Annotated in this window: 16 protein-coding genes and 1 pseudogene; 12 read left to right on the top strand and 5 right to left on the bottom strand. The window is 60.4% G+C overall.

Features of this window, described 5'->3' with window-relative positions; all coding sequences use genetic code 11:
* Nucleotides 1-137: 137 nt before the first annotated feature.
* The 6 genes from argH (at nucleotide 138) to D109_RS0104820 (ending at nucleotide 6,547) form a co-directional block, all read left to right on the top strand.
* Complete coding sequence (argH, locus tag D109_RS0104795) at nucleotides 138-1,565, top strand: argininosuccinate lyase (protein WP_017475909.1); 1,428 nt, start codon at nucleotides 138-140, stop codon at nucleotides 1,563-1,565.
* 138 nt (nucleotides 1,566-1,703) lie between these two features.
* Nucleotides 1,704-2,582 (top strand): amino acid ABC transporter permease, encoded by an 879-nt coding sequence (locus D109_RS0104800; RefSeq protein WP_017475910.1) that lies wholly within the window; start codon nucleotides 1,704-1,706, stop codon nucleotides 2,580-2,582.
* Nucleotides 2,583-2,605: 23 nt separating this feature from the next.
* Nucleotides 2,606-3,370 (top strand): amino acid ABC transporter ATP-binding protein, encoded by a 765-nt coding sequence (locus D109_RS0104805; protein ID WP_003211502.1) that lies wholly within the window; start codon nucleotides 2,606-2,608, stop codon nucleotides 3,368-3,370.
* A 25-nt stretch (nucleotides 3,371-3,395) separates the two neighbouring features.
* Nucleotides 3,396-4,217, top strand: coding sequence for an ABC transporter substrate-binding protein (locus tag D109_RS0104810; RefSeq protein WP_017475911.1), 822 nt, complete (start codon nucleotides 3,396-3,398; stop codon nucleotides 4,215-4,217).
* A gap of 148 nt (nucleotides 4,218-4,365) precedes the next feature.
* A complete protein-coding gene (locus tag D109_RS0104815) occupies nucleotides 4,366-5,535 on the top strand; it encodes an MFS transporter (RefSeq protein ID WP_003211499.1) in 1,170 nt (389 codons plus the stop codon).
* Nucleotides 5,536-5,599: 64 nt separating this feature from the next.
* Complete coding sequence (locus tag D109_RS0104820; protein WP_017475912.1) at nucleotides 5,600-6,547, top strand: hypothetical protein; 948 nt, start codon at nucleotides 5,600-5,602, stop codon at nucleotides 6,545-6,547.
* On the opposite strand, the gene D109_RS0104825 is transcribed toward D109_RS0104820, so the two are convergent.
* A complete protein-coding gene (locus tag D109_RS0104825) occupies nucleotides 6,544-7,350 on the bottom strand; it encodes a sulfite exporter TauE/SafE family protein (protein WP_017475913.1) in 807 nt (268 codons plus the stop codon). The two genes, D109_RS0104820 and D109_RS0104825, sit on opposite strands and share 4 nt — an antisense overlap.
* 115 nt (nucleotides 7,351-7,465) lie before the next feature.
* Between D109_RS0104825 and D109_RS0104830 the strand changes: the two genes are divergently transcribed.
* Nucleotides 7,466-8,236, top strand: coding sequence for a helix-turn-helix domain-containing protein (locus D109_RS0104830; protein WP_017475914.1), 771 nt, complete (start codon nucleotides 7,466-7,468; stop codon nucleotides 8,234-8,236).
* A 103-nt stretch (nucleotides 8,237-8,339) separates the two neighbouring features.
* Nucleotides 8,340-8,720, top strand: coding sequence for a helix-turn-helix transcriptional regulator (locus D109_RS0104835; RefSeq protein WP_026077785.1), 381 nt, complete (start codon nucleotides 8,340-8,342; stop codon nucleotides 8,718-8,720).
* Nucleotides 8,721-8,737: 17 nt separating this feature from the next.
* Here the strand turns inward: D109_RS0104835 and D109_RS0104840 are convergent.
* The 3 genes and pseudogenes from D109_RS0104840 to D109_RS0104850 form a co-directional block, all read right to left on the bottom strand.
* Nucleotides 8,738-8,971 (bottom strand): annotated as a pseudogene (locus D109_RS0104840) (helix-turn-helix domain-containing protein); the annotation flags it as partial.
* A gap of 34 nt (nucleotides 8,972-9,005) precedes the next feature.
* Entirely contained in the window at nucleotides 9,006-9,779 is a 774-nt protein-coding gene (locus D109_RS1000000132555; protein WP_081585319.1) for a hypothetical protein, read from the bottom strand.
* Between the two features lie 113 nt (nucleotides 9,780-9,892).
* Entirely contained in the window at nucleotides 9,893-10,951 is a 1,059-nt protein-coding gene (locus D109_RS0104850; RefSeq protein ID WP_017475918.1) for an MBL fold metallo-hydrolase, read from the bottom strand.
* Between the two features lie 124 nt (nucleotides 10,952-11,075).
* Between D109_RS0104850 and D109_RS0104855 the strand changes: the two genes are divergently transcribed.
* The 4 genes from D109_RS0104855 to D109_RS0104870 all read left to right on the top strand — a co-directional run bounded on the left by D109_RS0104855 (nucleotide 11,076) and on the right by D109_RS0104870 (nucleotide 15,097).
* Entirely contained in the window at nucleotides 11,076-11,696 is a 621-nt protein-coding gene (locus D109_RS0104855; RefSeq protein WP_017475919.1) for a TetR/AcrR family transcriptional regulator, read from the top strand.
* A gap of 188 nt (nucleotides 11,697-11,884) precedes the next feature.
* Entirely contained in the window at nucleotides 11,885-12,943 is a 1,059-nt protein-coding gene (locus D109_RS0104860) for a diguanylate cyclase (protein WP_017475920.1), read from the top strand.
* A gap of 238 nt (nucleotides 12,944-13,181) precedes the next feature.
* The gene (locus tag D109_RS0104865; RefSeq protein ID WP_017475921.1) at nucleotides 13,182-14,501 is read left to right on the top strand and encodes a PAS domain-containing methyl-accepting chemotaxis protein; all 1,320 of its coding nucleotides are present in this window, start codon (nucleotides 13,182-13,184) and stop codon (nucleotides 14,499-14,501) included.
* 80 nt (nucleotides 14,502-14,581) lie between these two features.
* Complete coding sequence (locus D109_RS0104870; protein ID WP_017475922.1) at nucleotides 14,582-15,097, top strand: DUF1003 domain-containing protein; 516 nt, start codon at nucleotides 14,582-14,584, stop codon at nucleotides 15,095-15,097.
* A gap of 89 nt (nucleotides 15,098-15,186) precedes the next feature.
* On the opposite strand, the gene D109_RS0104875 is transcribed toward D109_RS0104870, so the two are convergent.
* Nucleotides 15,187-16,071 (bottom strand): LysR family transcriptional regulator, encoded by an 885-nt coding sequence (locus tag D109_RS0104875; protein WP_017475923.1) that lies wholly within the window; start codon nucleotides 16,069-16,071, stop codon nucleotides 15,187-15,189.
* Between the last annotated feature and the right edge of the window lie 23 nt (nucleotides 16,072-16,094).

The following is a 16,094-nucleotide window of genomic DNA, read 5'->3' on the forward strand; positions in this document are numbered from 1 at the left end:
CTTACCGGCTGATTTAACGCCCATAAGAACCTGACACTTCGATCAGGACTTTTCGTTTTGCTACTGCCCTCCGAATCCATAAGGCCAAGCCACGTCCACCGGGCTTGTCACTTCTAAAAACAAGCGTGAGGAATACCATGTCTCAGCCCACCGATCGCCTCTGGGGTGCTCGTTTCAAGTCCGGCCCGTCCGCTGCTTTGGCGGCGCTGTCCCGTTGCCCCGAGCGCTATTTTCGCCTGACGCCCTACGACCTGGCCGGCTCCCGGGCCCATGCCCGTGAGTTGCAGCGGGCCGGGTTGCTGGATGAGTCGGAAACCTTGCGCACCCTGGAAGCGCTGGACCGCATCGGTGAGGACTTCGCCGCAGGCCGCCTGCACCCGACGCTGGATGACGAGGATGTGCACACCTTCATCGAGCGGGTGTTGACCGAGCGTTTGGGCGCCTTGGGCGGCAAGTTGCGCGCCGGGCGTTCGCGCAATGACCAGACGGCCAACGATTTGCGCCTGTTCCTGCGGGATCACGCGCGCACCATCACCACCGAGGTGTTGGGGTTGCAGCAGGCGCTGGTGGACCAGGCCGAGCAGCATATCGAGAGCCTCTGCCCGGGCTTCACCCATTTGCAGCAGGCGCAGCCGATTGTGTTCGCCCATCACTTGCTGGCTCATGCGCAATCGATGCTGCGGGATGTGCAGCGCCTGGTGGATTGGGATGCGCGTACGGCGTTGTCGCCGTTGGGTGCTGCGGCGATGGCGGGCTCGGCGATTGCGCGCCAGCCGGAGCATTCGGCCAAGGAGATGGGTTACACCGGGCCATGCGAAAACTCGATTGATGCTGTAGCCAGTCGTGACCACGTGGCGGAATTTCTGTTTGTGGCGGGCATGCTCGGGGTGAATATTTCACGGCTGTCGGAGGAGTTTTGCCTGTGGTCGTCTCGGCAGTTTCGCTGGGTGCAGTTGGATGATGCCTACGCCACTGGTAGCTCGATCATGCCGCAGAAGAAGAACCCGGACATTGCCGAATTGGCGCGGGGTAAAGCTGGGCGCTTGATTGGCAACCTGACCGGGTTGATGTCGACGCTCAAGTCGTTGCCGCTGTCGTACAACCGCGACTTGAGTGAAGACAAGCACAGCGTGTTGGACAGCGTGGATACCTTGCTGCTGGTGCTGCCGGCGATGGCCGGGATGGTCGCGACGATGAAGGTGCAGGTGGAAGAGCTGCGGCGCCAGGCGCCGATGGGTTTCACCCTGGCGACGGAGGTGGCGGATTGGTTGGCCACTCGTGGTGTGCCGTTCAAGGAAGCCCATGAGATTACCGGCGCCTTGGTGCAGGCCTGTGAGAAGCATGAGATTGAATTGTGGGAAGCCTCGCCGGCGTTGCTGGCGGAGGTGGATACACGGCTGACGCCGGAAGTGCGTGAGTGCCTGACCCTGGAAGCGGCGATTGCGGCGCGCAGTGGTTGGGGGGGGACGGCGCCGGAGCGGGTCAGAGAGCAGATTGGGCGGTTGAAGGTGGCGTTGGCTGCGCAACAGAAGTGGGCAGAAACCTACACCGGCTTTCGAATTTAAAGATCGTTCCCACGCTCTGCGTGGGAACGCCTCTTGTGACGCTCCGCGTCACGCTTTTGGGACGCAGAGCATCCCTTGCTGCATTCCCACGCAGAGCGTGGGAACGATCAGTGTATTCAGTTGTTTTGGAGAGTCACCATGAAACAAACCCCGGCAGAGCGCTTGCAAGCCGAGCGCCAGCAGACCGAGAACCAGTTCGATATCACGAAGTACGAGCATGTGCCCCGTCGCTATTACGGTCGGATGGTGTTCGCCACTTTGATCGTGCTCGCACTGGCCGCCTTGTTGCGGGCATTCGCCAATGGTCAGATCGAATGGTCCTACATCGGTCAGTTCCTCACGTCCGAGGCGATCATCTGGGGCCTGGTGAACACCATCATCATGTCGATCCTGGCCATGGCGCTGGGTGTGGTGATCGGGGTGATCACGGCGATCATGCGCATGTCGGCAAACCCGATCCTGCGCTACGTGGCCATCACCTACACCTGGCTGTTTCGTGGCACGCCGCTGATTCTGCAGCTGCTGCTGTGGTTCAACCTGGCGCTGATTTTCCCGGTGATCGCGATTCCCGGCCTGTTCAGCATCGACACCGTAGACCTGATGACGCCGTTCGTGGCCGCCCTCCTCGGCCTGAGCATCAACCAGGGCGCCTACACCGCTGAAGTGGTGCGCGCCGGCCTGTTGTCGGTGGACACCGGCCAGTACGAAGCCGCCAAGTCGATCGGCATGCCGAGCCTTCAGGCGCTGCGTAGGGTGATTCTGCCCCAGGCGATGCGGGTGATCATTCCGCCTGTAGGCAATGAGTTCATCAGCATGGTGAAAATGACCAGCCTGGCGAGTGTGATCCAGTACTCGGAGCTGCTGCACAACGCGCAAAACATCTACTACGCCAACGCCCGGGTCATGGAGCTGCTGATTGTTGCCGGCATCTGGTACCTGGCGGTGGTGACTGTTCTTTCATTCGGTCAGAGCCGCCTCGAGCGTCGTTTTGCCCGCGGCGCCGGCAAGCGTTCGTAAGCCCTGACTGAGGAGATTTGCCCATGAGAAGCATCGTCAAGGCCGTGAACCTGAACAAGTATTACGACCAGTATCACGCGCTGCAGGACATCAACCTGGAAGTCGAACAAGGCGAAGTGCTGTGCATTATCGGCCCGTCTGGTTCCGGCAAAAGTACCCTGCTGCGCTGCGTCAATCAGCTGGAAAAAATCGACAAGGGCGGCCTGTGGGTCGACGGCGAACTGGTGGGTTACCGGGTGGTCGGCAACAAGCTGCATGAGTTGAATGAATCACAGATCGCCCGTCAGCGCCTGGCCACCGGCATGGTGTTTCAGCGCTTCAATCTGTTCCCGCACATGACCGTGTTGCAGAACATCATCGAGGGCCCGTGCCAAGTGCTTAAGCGCTCGCCCAAGGAAGCCACCGAGGACGCCCTGGAGTTGCTGGCCCGCGTTGGCCTGGCGGACAAGCGCAATGCCTACCCGGTGGAATTGTCCGGCGGCCAGCAACAGCGTGTGGCGATTGCCCGTGCGTTGGCGATGCGTCCCAAACTGATGCTGTTTGACGAACCCACGTCAGCCCTCGACCCGGAGCTGGTAGGAGAAGTGCTGTCGGTGATGCGCGATTTGGCCACCACCGGCATGACCATGATTGTGGTCACCCATGAATTGGGCTTCGCCCGCGAAGTGTCCAACCGCATGGTGTTTATGGATGCCGGCCAGATTGTGGAAGCCGGCAGCCCTGAAGAAATTCTAATAAGCCCACAAAACCCGCGTACCCAAAGCTTTATTTCTGCCGTTCGCACTTAACTAAAAAACTAACGAGAACGCCCCCATGAAAAATCTGTTTCTTCCAAGTTTGCTCGTAGGCCTGATGGCCTCCACTTCGGTTTTGGCGGCATTGCCGGCAGCGATCAAGGACAAGGGTGAGATCAGCGCGGCCATCGTGCCGAACTACCCGCCGATGGATTTCAAGGACACCGCCACCAACAAACTCACCGGCCTGGACTTTGACCTGGGCAACGCCCTGGCCGAGCGCCTGGGGGTGAAGATCAAGTGGCAGGAAACCGGCTTCGAACAGATGCTCAGCGGCCTGACCACCAAGCGTGTGGACATTGTGCTGTCGGGCATGACCGACACCGCCGAGCGCCAGAAGTCGGTGACCTTCATCGATTACTTCACCAGCGGCCCGCAGCTGTACACCCTGGCCAAGCGCGAAGACCTCAAGGAATTGACTGACCTGTGCGGTAAAAAAGTCGGCACCAGCCGACGTACCACCTGGCCGTCGGAAATTGCCGCGTGGAGCAAGGAAAACTGCGAAAAGGCCGGTAAGCCAGCCATCGTGGTGATTGGCACCGAGGGCTCGGCGGATGCGCGGGCACAGTTGCAGCAGAACCGTCTGGATGCGGCGATGCAGGGCAGTGAAACCATTCCTTACCTGATGTCGCTGGACAAGGGTAAGTACAAGCCGGTGGGCCTGGCGATTTCCAAGCAGTTCACGGGGCTTGGGATTGAGAAGAGCAATACTGAGTTGGTCACGGCCATCAGTGAGGCACTGCAGGGCATGATCGATGATGGGACCTACGGCAAGATCCTGAAGAAGTGGGACCTGGAGCAGGGTGCGGTTGAGAAGATCAGCATCAATGCCGGCCAGTAACTCGATCTAAATGTGGGAGCGGGCTTGCTCGCGAATGCGGTGGATCAGCCGGTACAGTTGGCACTGACACACCGCATTCGCGAGCAAGCCCGCTCCCACACTGGATCTTCATCGCTTTGAAAAAAAGAATAAGGACATCCGCCCCATCGTGGCCACGTACTCCCTGGTAATCCGCCGCCTGATGATCTGCTCGGTGACCATCGTCGTCAGCCGCGCCATGACCAGCCCGTTGCTCGCCCTGTTGCTCAGCACCCGCCTGGGCCTCAACCAGCAGGACATCGGCTTGCTGATGGGCATCGCCGTGTTCATCGCCACCCTGCTGGGCCTCTACGGTGGCTACATCATCGACCGCCTGGAAAAGCGCAAGCTGCTGATCCTGGCGATGCTCTCCAGCTCCATCGGTTTTCTGTTGCTGACCTTTGCCAGCAACCTCTACCTGACCACCCTGACCCTGGTGATCACCGAAGCTGCTTCGGCGCTGTTCCTGATCGGCTCCAAGGCGATCATCAGCGAGAACCTGCCGGTGGGCCAGCGGGCCAAGGTGTTTTCCCTGCGCTACACCCTGACCAATGTCGGCTACGCCACCGGCCCGATGCTCGGCGTGGTGATTGCCGGCCAGATGCCCCTGGCACCGTTCCTGATCGCCAGCGCGATTGCCTTTGGCAGCCTGTTCCTGATGATCGGCATCCCGCCGACCCAACGCGACGACAGCAACAAACCCTTAAGTTTTCTCAGCACCCTGCGGACCCTGCGCAGCGATCGCACCTTGATCCTGTTTACCAGCGGCAGCCTGTTGAGCACCATTGTCCACGGGCGCTACACCCTGTATCTGTCGCAGTTTCTGCTGGTGGCCTACAAGCCGGAAAACGCGCTGAAAATTCTCTCTGCGGTGCTGGCGTGCAACGCCATTACGGTGATCCTGATGCAGTACCAGATCGGCCGCTTCCTCAAGCGCGAACAACTGCGCTACTGGATCGTGCTCGGCACCTCGCTGTTTATTGCCGGGTTGATCGGCTTCAGCATGGCGGACGGCTTGGTGTCGTGGTGTGTCGCGATGTTTGTGTTCACCCTCGGGGAAATGATCATCTACCCCTCCGAATTCCTGTTTATCGACACCATCGCCCCGGACGCCCTGCGCGGCAGTTATTACGGCGCACAAAACCTGGCGGCATTTGGCGGCGCCTTGAGCCCGGTGATCTGCGGCTACCTGCTGATCAATGCATCGCCCGCCTCGATGTTCTATGTACTCAGCGGGCTGACGGCGGTGGGAGGCACCTTGTGTTTCCTGAGTGGCCGGCGTGTGGTGGTCCGTGCGTAATTTCTACTGATATTTGCTCGATATCCCGCTATTAATAGCGAAATCTCTCACGGACCCGAGCCCCATGAAATTCGACACGGCCTACAGCCTGAGTCTCGACGACAAGCTGTCGATCTATGACGTGCGCGACCTGAATTTCGACGAAACCGCCGCCTTCGACTCCGACAAGGACAGTTTCCTGTGCCCCAACGATGAATGCCGGGCAGCGTTCCAAGCGGGCAATGTGTTGGGCACCTTCAACGCAAAAAACGTCAATTACCTGCGCACGCCCCACTTCAAGAACATCCCCAGTACCCGGCATATCGAGGGCTGCCGTTACGCCAGCCGCCATGCCGGAAAAGGTGAAGCAGAGGATGGGCCGGAGGAAAATTTCCCGTCGGAATTTGTCCTGACGCGACGCCAGTACGAACGCAAAACCCCGGTCATCGGTGCCGAGGGCGGCACCCCACAAGAACCACCGAAAACGCCGGCAACCCGCAATGCCTTGTCTCACAGCTCAACTGACACCACCCCGGACAAGACCAGCGTCTTCGCCCACCCGGTGGAATGCTACGTATCGAATATCGACGACAAGGACAAGCTGAAAAGCATGCCCTTGAAGATCGGCGATCACACCGCGACCTACTGGACGTTTTTCAAGAAGATCGAATACCTGCAAGACAACAAAGGCCTGATCTACTGGGGCAAGATCAAGGAGATCAAGGACTACACCAGCAGCTTTCGCATCGACTTCGAAAAGAAGGCCTGGCTCGACAAGAAGCCCTACTCCATCAATGTTTACCTGAGCAAAAAACTGATCGAAAACTACCGCAAGCGCAAGGCGTTCCTGGAGCAGATCAAGGCGGCGGTGGACAGTGATCGAACGTTGTATTGCTTCTTCTACGGGGTGACGCCGGAGCTGAAACAGGTGCCAAGCAAGAAAAACCCCGAGCAGACGTTCGGGGTGTTCAGTGCCAATATCGAGAACCTGGATCACCTGATTATCCGCGAGGCGCCGGGGTTGGAAACCTAGAGCGGCATGCTCACCATCACCACGCCCAACAACCCGATATACACCCGCGCATGCAGTGCATCCGGGATGCGGCCGATCCACGGTGTGGCCAGGCGAATGCCCAGCAACGAACCCACGGTGAGGATGGCAAACGCCAGCAAGTCGACATAGCCGACAAACCACGCGCCCAATTCCACCTTGGCGAATCCTGCCATGAGCATGTAGGTAAACGTACCGGCCAACGCCACCGGAACACTCAAGGGGTTGGCCATGGACGTGGACTGGGACATGCTCAAGCCGCAACGGCGCAACAGTGGCACGGTCATCACGCTGCCGCCCACCCCGAGGAAGGTGGCGATCACACCAATGGCGATGCCGCCGCCCGTCACTTCCGTGCCGCTCAGGCGTCGTGGCTGGAGCCTGTCGTCCTGGCTGAGAAAGCCCCTGCGCAGCAGGCAATCGACGATGGTGACGGCCAGGTAGGCGATAAAGGCGTACCGCATGAAATCGCCACTGGCGAACATCGCAGCACCGGCGCCCAGCACGGCGCCGATCCCAATGTACCCGCCCAACGGCCACAGGTAATGGCGAATCAGATTACCTTTGCGACGGTGTTTTCCGGTGGCGATCAGCGCGTTGACGATCATCACGCAGGTGGAGGTGGCGACTGCGATATGCATCGCCGATGCACTCACGCCCGCGTCGTGGCTGAGCTTGAGCATGCCGTACAGCAACGGCACCACTACGAACCCGCCGCCGAAGCCGAACAGCACCGCCGTCACGCCGGTCATGCAGCCGAACAGTGCCAGTAATAGATAGAACATCGAGAATCGCCTTCAGCCTCAGGGAGAGCCGTCGACGATAAAGATTCAAGGCTTGGCCCGCTTGCGCAAGTCGGCCAATAATGTGCTAGATATTGCCACTTCCGGAATCAGCTCCATGCGCAACGTTTCCATCGCTCAACTCGACCTGACGCCGCGAACGGTGGTGGCAATCGGCACCGATTATCCCCACGGCTATCTGCTCAAGCGCCACAGCCACCGGCGCGGGCAGTTGTTGTATGGCGCCACCGGGGTGATGCAAGTCAGCACCCAGCAAGGCAACTGGGTTGTGCCGCCCCAGCGTGCGGTGTGGATTCCCGCCCAGGTGCCCCATGAAGTGCTGATGATCGGTGTGTCGACGCGCAGCCTGTATATCGAACCGCACGCGGTCACCGACTTGGGCGCCAGCTGCCACGTCATCAACGTTTCACCTCTGATGCGCCAGTTGCTGATGGAGGCGGTGGAGTTGCCGCGGGAATACGACGAGACTGGGCGCGACGGTACGCTGGTCAACCTGCTGTTGCATGAACTGGCCCGCGCCACGCACTTGCCCTTGCATATCCCGCTGCCGGAGGACCCACGCCTGCTTGCCCTATGCCTGGCGTTCCTGCAGCGGCCGGACGTGCACCAGTCACCGATTCAGTGGGCTGAACAATCGCACCTGAGCCTGCGCACCTTCAGCCGGCATTTTCGCCAACACACCGGCTTGAGTTTCGTGCAATGGCGCCAACGAGCCTGCGTGGTGCAGGCCCTGGCACGCCTGGCCAGCGGCGAGACCGTCACCCGGATCGCCCTGGACCTGGGCTATGAAAACCCGGCGGCGTTTTCCAGCATGTTTCGGCGAGTGCTTGGCCAGTCGCCGAGCACCTACCTGGACGGGGCGAAATAGACCGGCGGCGACCCTGTCAAAACAATCCAGTTGATGAGCGGTAGAAACAACTGTACAAAAACACAGTATAGTTTGCCTTCCCCGTCGAACCTGGAGAAAGCCCATGTCCTCTCTGGCAATGAGCAACACCGTAGAACAGCAGATCGTCCTTCATCAATTCACCCCACGGCACAGCGTCCAGGCCCGCCTGATGCTGGGCTGGAGCCGGGAAGACCTGGCCCGGGAAGCGGATGTGGAAGTGGACGCCCTTCAACGTTTTGAAAGCCATGGCGATGTGGACGATGAAGTCCGCCTGAGTGTGGCGTTTCGTCTGGAGGCTGAAGGGTTGGTGTTTTTCCCGGGGTTTGCGCCGGGTTGGGGGATGAATGTGCGGGGCCGCGCCAGCACTCCGGCACAACCTGCCACCAAAGGAATCATCTCCCGGTTTCTGGATTCAACAGCGGCATCCATTGACCCAACAACACCTCAGCCCAATGGTGCGTAGCGCGCAAGGCCATCAACTTACGCCTGCAACTGCAACGCCCGACGGATCATTTGTGGCCGCTGGCCAAACGCCCGCAAAAAGGCCCGACGCATGCGCTCCGGGTCACCGAATCCCGTCTCCCGGGCGACGACGTCGATGGAGTGGCTGCCGGATTCCAGCATCAAGCGCGCAGCTTCAATGCGCAGGTGTTCCACCGCCTTGGCCGGGGATTGGCCGGTTTCGGCGCGGAACAGTCGGCTGAATTGGTGTAAACGCAGGCTTCTGATTGCCTGGGAGGCCTGTTCATCATCGCGGCGTCTGCGCCGACAATACCAACCGACAGCCTTGCGCCAGCGCTGCCAGACCATCGCCGGCCCAATAAGCGCCATAGAACCACACAAACGTTGAAACCCCATCCGGGCCAGTACCGGTGGGTAGACGTATCCTTGGGTTACCCGCAGTGGCTGCTTGATGAAAGGCGGCACTTTGCGCATCGGACACCAACCCATCGAGCCGATTTTCCGTAACCCTATCGTTAATTTCGTTGCCAGGGTCCAGGGTGAAATGACGCGTGTCATCCGTCAGCCGAGCATGCACGGGCACCAACTCCGCACCGGCTGTACGCAGTACGTTCAGTACCTGAGCAAAGTGCGCGCTGTGTTCGATCGTTTCCCGAACATCACCTGCAACATATTCACTGGCAAAACCAATGCGGCTGCCCGCCAACGGCCGTGTGTTGATCAGATGACCCGCATCGGCGACTGGCGGGACCTCCACCATCACCGGCCCCTCAGGGTCGACACCGCTGAGGGCGATCAGTGATAACGAAGGGTCGCGCACGGTGCGCATCATGGGGCCGGGGATATCGAACCGGGGGCCGTAGCCGCTCGGGGAGTCAAACTCCAGGCCGCTCGGGTGATCGATGGAGCTGACGATTGCACCGCCCATATCAGCGCCAAACACGACGCCCTTGCTGACGGTCGGAGCGCAAGCCGGGGAAACAGAACGGTCCCCCGAGACTGTCTGTTTAAACAGACAGAACACGCCCGACGCCGTGACCTTCCTACTCTTGTCGTCCATATACGCCCACGCCTCGAAACTGATCTTCGAAGGATGATTGCATCCTTTTATCGAGACGGCTGTAGGTCGGAAACAACCTGCAACTCAGCAGTGGGACTGCATCTAAATAGCTATCACCCGCCGACGTGTTGCTCGTTACCTGCGTGCTCGACTTCCAGCCACCAGGCCTGACCGCGCTCCGGCTGATTGAGCATGAACGCCTGCCCCATCGCCGGCGTGGTGATCGACACATTACGCTCCCACGCCAGCGCCATGATCCGGTCGAACGGTTCGTGCCACGCATGAAACGCCAGGTCAAAGGTGCCGTTGTGGATCGGCAGCAACCAGCGGCCCTTCAGGTCGATATGCGCCTGCAGGGTTTCTTCCGGTTGCATGTGAACGTGGGGCCAGTCGACGTTGTAAGCACCGGTTTCCATCAGGGTCAGATCAAACGGACCGTACTGCTCGCCGATGCGCTTGAAGCCTTCGAAATAGCCGGTATCGCCGCTGAAGAAAATCCGCCGCGGACCGTCGATCATCACCCACGAACACCATAGCGTCTGGTTGCCATCGAACAGGCCACGCCCGGAAAAGTGCTGGGCCGGCGTGGCAACAAAGCGAATCCCGTCCACTTCAGTGCCCTGCCACCAATCCAGTTGCCGCACCTTGCTGGCATCCACGCCCCACTTGACCAACGTATCGCCCACGCCCAGCGGCGCGAGGAAAAAGCGGGTCTTGTCCGCCAGTTGCACTACTGCCTTATGGTCCAGGTGGTCGTAGTGATTGTGGGAAAGGATAACCGCCTCGATCGGCGGCAGGTCTTCAAGACTGATCGGCGGTTGGTGGAAACGCTTGGGGCCGGCCCAACTGAACGGCGAAGCACGCTCGGCGAACACCGGGTCGGTCAGCCAGAACTTGCCGCGCATTTTCAGCAGGACGGTGGAGTGCCCAAGGCGGAACACGCTGTGGTCGGGGGCGGCGAACAGTTGCTCACGGGTCAGCGGCTGCACCGGGATCTCACCCACCGGCCGCGTGCTGCGGGGCTTCTGGAAAAGCATCTTCCACATGATGCCCAAGGTCTTGCCCAAGCCGCCATGCTGGATGGGCTTCTGATTGGTGAAGTGACCTTGCTGTTGTTCGGAAGACTTGGGCGCTGAAGAAGAACTGTCGAGACGGGTTGAGATCGTGGCCATTACCGAGGAACTCCTGCAGACTGCTCTTTAAATTACACTGCACAGTGTAGTTTCTAGATTGCAACAAAACCCGGAGCAAGTAAACTACCGAGTGTAATTTTCCCTTCAGAGCCGAAATCCCCCCATGACTGCACCTCAGCGCCTCACCGACCGTAAACGCGAAGCCATCGTGGCAGCCGCCATCGCCGAGTTTCGTGACAACGGTTTCGAGGTCACCAGCATGGACAAGATCGCCGCCACCGCGGGGGTTTCCAAACGCACGGTGTACAACCATTTTCCCAGCAAGGAAGAACTGTTCGCCGAGATCCTGCATCAACTGTGGGCCAGCAGCGTGGCGCAACTGGACGTCAGCTACGCCAGCGACCGCCCGCTGCGTGAGCAACTGCGCGGGTTGCTGCAGGCCAAGATGGCGATGATGTCGGACGCCAACTTCCTCGACCTGGCCCGCGTGGCGATTGCCGCCACTATCCACTCGCCGGAACGCGCCCAGGACATGGTCAACCGCCTGAGCAAGCGCGAAGAAGGGTTCACCCAATGGGTGCGCGCCGCCCAGGAAGACGGCCGGCTGCGTTGCACCGACCCGTGCTTCGCCGCCCACCAGGTGCAAAGCCTGCTCAAGGCTTTTGCCTTCTGGCCACAGATTACCCTCGGCCAGCCAACCCTGGACGCCGACGCCCAGGCGAACGTCATCGAGTCGGCCATCGACCTGTTCCTGGCGGGCTATGAGGTCGTGCCGCAGCACTGACCTGTTGCAGGAACGACATCCAAGGTCGTTTTTTGTCAGATTCGCCCTGTGCCCTTTGCAAATGGCTTGGAAGGACACTGATTATTCCCACGCGAATAACTGACAATATTCACACGTATTATCCGACCAGTGGTTTTCCCGATCACGTGTGCCGTCGTACCTGCAAAAAAGAATCGACCCAGGAATTTATGGAAAACCAACGAGGCAAAGGGCTGTCATTTGCCAGACGTATCTACAGGCCAAGGATCATCGGCCTGGGCATCGGCTGCATCAGCGTCATCGCTGCGCTTTACCCACTGCACATGCCTGGCTGGGTCTGGGCGTTGCTGCTGTTCAATGGTTTTGGTTGGGCGCACCTGGCGTATCAACTGTCCACTCGCTCCGACTTCCCCTACAAGGCGGAACGACGAAACCTGCTGTACGACTCGTTGCTCGGCGGATTCTGGGCGGCCACCACCCAATTCACGCCCCTCACCGCCGTGACCATCCTGTCGATGATGACCATGAACAACGTCGCCGCCGGCGGCAAACGCCTGTTCCTCCACGGGATAGTCGCGCAGCTGGTGGGCATCGGCGTGTCATGGCTGTTATTCGGCATCACGTTCAACCCCGACGTCAGCCTGGTCCAGGTCTACGCCTGCCTGCCCATGCTGACGCTGTATCCCATGGCGCTGGGCATGGTCTGCTACCGCCTGGCGATCAAGTTGTCGGAACACAAACGTGCCCTGAGCGCCCTGAGCCGCACCGACAGCCTTACCGGCCTGCTCAATCACGGTTCGTGGAAAGACCTGCTGCACCTGAAGTTTCACAAGTGCCAGCAACAACAGGTCCACGCCACTATTGCGCTGATCGACATCGATCATTTCAAGCAAATCAACGACAGCTACGGGCACATCATCGGCGACCAGGTTCTGCGCCAACTGAGCCTGGAGCTGCGCCGCAACCTGCGGGAAAACGACCTGGCCGGGCGTTACGGCGGCGACGAATTCTGTGTGATTCTTCCGGACATGCCCATGGAACAGGCGGCGCAAGTCATGGAACGCATGCGCGAGGTGTTCAGTAATTACCGTAACCCGGAAATCCCGGAGTTGCGGGTCAGCCTGAGCATTGGCCTGGCATCTTTTCAAAGCACCTTCACCGACGCGGCCATGTGGCTCAACGCAGCGGACCGCGCGCTGTATGCGGCCAAGGACACTGGCCGTAACCGCGTGAATATCAGCGACTATGTGGTCGCTCATAGCGCTTGAATCCCGCGAACTGCACCTCGTCTGAATTAAGCGCAGCTACCACCGACCGATAGCATAATGCCGCCATTGGTCGGTCGCCGTAGAACTTCTTGCCGACCATACGACTCAGAACCCGCTGTTCCACCCTCTGTCAGCACAAGGAAGCTGGCAATGAGCACGTTCGCCGTAGGCTTGAGCCATACGGTGGCAGGCGCCCCCATGGATACCCCTGACGCTTGCTTCCCCCGAGCACACGACCATGCTATTCAACGCCCATAAAAAAACCATCAGTACCTTGCAAGCCACCCTTGCCCAGCAAGCCAGCCTTCTCGACGCCATCGACCGCTCCATGGCAGTGATCGAATTCGACCTGCAAGGCACGGTCCTGCGAGCCAATGAGAACTTTCTCAAGGCCATGGGTTACACCGCCGATCAAGTGGTGGGCCAGTCCCACCGGCTGTTCTGTCCCCCGGCCTTTGCCCGCAGCGCCGAGTACGGCCAATTGTGGACACAACTGCGCAACGGCCAATTCCAGTCCGGCACCTTCGAACGGGTGACCAGCAGCGGCCAGCCGATCTGGCTGGAAGCCAGTTACAACCCGGTGCGCGACAAATCCGGCAACGTGGTGAAAGTGGTGAAGTACGCCATGGACGTCACCTCGAAAATGCAGGCGGAGAGCGAAGCCAACGCCAAGTTGCAGGCCATCGACCGCGCCATGGCGGTGATCGAGTTCAACCTCGACGGCACCATCATCAGCGCCAACCAGAATTTCCTGCAGCGCATGGGCTACAGCCTGGCGCAGGTCCAGGGCAAGCATCACCGCATGTTCTGCACACCGGAGCTGGCCAACAGCAGCGCCTACAGCGATTTCTGGCAACGGCTGAACCAGGGCGAGCTGTTCAACGGGCAGTTCGAACGCATTGACAAAAACGGCCATGTGGTGTGGCTGGAAGCCAACTACAACCCGGTGTACGACGCCAGCGGGCGCCTGTGCAAGGTGGTGAAGTACGCTTCCGACGTCACGGCCATGGTGGAAAAACACGCCGCCGACGCCCAAAGCGCGACCCAGGCTTATCACATCTCGCTGCAAACCCGGGACTTCGCCGAAAAGGGCGCCGAGGTGATCCAGCAGACCGCCACGGGCATGCGCGAGATTGCCGCCAACATCGACGGCTCTTCCGCGCTGATCGCCAAGCTGGGCGAGCGTTCGCAGCAGATCACCGCCATCGTCAACACCATTCGCGGGATCGCCGACCAGACCAACTTGCTGGCCTTGAACGCCGCCATCGAAGCCGCCCGCGCCGGCGAGCAAGGGCGCGGCTTTGCGGTGGTAGCCGATGAAGTGCGGCAGTTGGCGGCGCGCACCAGCGGCTCAACGGCGGAGATTTCGTCGATGATCGAGATGATCCAGAGCGAAACCCGCCAGGCCATCGACAGCATGGACGGCACCCGCGACCGCGCCGCCCAGGGCGTGGACCTGGCGAACCAGGCCGGCACCGTGATCCTGCAGATTCGCGAAGGCGCCAGCGAGGCGGTGCAGGCGGTGAGTGCGTTTGCCAATGAACGGGGCAACAGGTAAGCGACAGGCTTCTTCATGTGCCTGGTGGAGGGCTCGGTCTATAGTGGTGGCTTGTCTTACACCACGGATTCGAGCCCGCCATGACCCCGGACAAACCTGACGCCAAAGTTGACCACCTGCGTTTTCATCGTAAACACGCCCATCTCGAACCGACCTTCGGTAATGACACCTTTGCGCTGAAAGCCGAAGCCTTCGCGCGCTTCTTTGGCACCCCGACATTCCTGGGGGCGCAAACGGCAATCGTGATTCTGTGGGTCGTGCTTAACGTGACCGGCATCACGCACTTTGACGTGTATCCGTTCATTCTCTTGAACCTGGCGTTCAGCCTGCAATCGGCCTATGCCGCGCCGCTGATCCTGCTGGCACAGACCCGCCAGGCCGCACGGGACAAGGCCCAGTCCGACGCCGACGCCCAGCACCGCGAAGCCCTGGCCGTGGCCAACACCGAACGCCAGGCCCAGGCAGCGCAAACCACCAAGCAATTGCTGGAACTGCTGGAGCAGAACACCAAACTCACCGAGATGACCAAGCAACTGACCGAACGCATCGAAGGGTTGACCACCGAGATGCACGAGCACTTCGTGCGCAAAACCTGACCCTGCCACACATCCAATGTGGGAGCTGGCTTGCCTGCGATTGCATCACCGCGGTATGCCTGATGCACCGCAGCGCCTGTATCGCACAGTTAGTGATCCGGCAAGCGCACATGCTGGCCCAACTGATCGAATAACGTGACCACCGAGCGCAGCGCCCGGCAATCGGGGCGTGTCAGCAGCCACAGGGCCGTGTCATGCCCTACCAGCGGCGGGCTCAACGGTTGCAGGCCTGCGCCCAGCAAGTAATCCGGTAACGCCGCCACACCGAGTCCCGCGCGAACCAGCTCGGTCACCGAGACCATGCTGTTGCAGCGATAGGCCGGCATCACCCCGGGCAAGTGCTGGCGCCGCCAGGTGACGGTGGGATGGTCCGGCAGAAAGTCATCCGGCGCGATCCAGCTCAGGGCGGCCAGCTCCTTGCCTGCATGCTGGCGGGCATAGTCGGCACTGGCACACACCCGATACGACACTGTGCCCAGGCAACGTCCTACCAGATGCTCGGGCGGAGTCTTGGTCAGGCGCAGGGCGATATCCGCATCGCGGCGGCTGAGATTGGCAAAGTCATTGGAGGTGCTCAGTTCCAGGGTCAGCGCCGGGTAACCAGGCATAAACTGCGCCAGGGCCGGCAACAACAGTGACTGCAACACCGAATCCGTACAGGTCAGGCGTACCGTGCCGCTGATGACTTCACCGCCCTGCTCCACCCCCACACGCGCCGCCTCCAGTGCTTGTTCGGCACGTTCGGCCTGCTCGGCGAGCGTGGTGGCCAAGGTGGTGGGCAGGTAGCCGGCGCGGCTTTTTTCGAACAGCGGCTGGCCCAGCGCCGCCTCCAACCGCCGCACCGCGCGAAACACCGTAGACACATCCACCCGCAGCAACGCCGCCGCCCGTGCGAGCGTGCCACCCCGCACCAGGGCGAGAATCAGGGAAAGGTCGGGGTAGTCGATCTGATAGTGCGTGACTGCATTGAACATGTGGGCTAACGCCAATATTGATT

Origin of the sequence: Pseudomonas sp. PAMC 26793 (genome assembly GCF_000313235.1) — a bacterium.
Taxonomy (GTDB): domain Bacteria; phylum Pseudomonadota; class Gammaproteobacteria; order Pseudomonadales; family Pseudomonadaceae; genus Aquipseudomonas; species Aquipseudomonas yamanorum.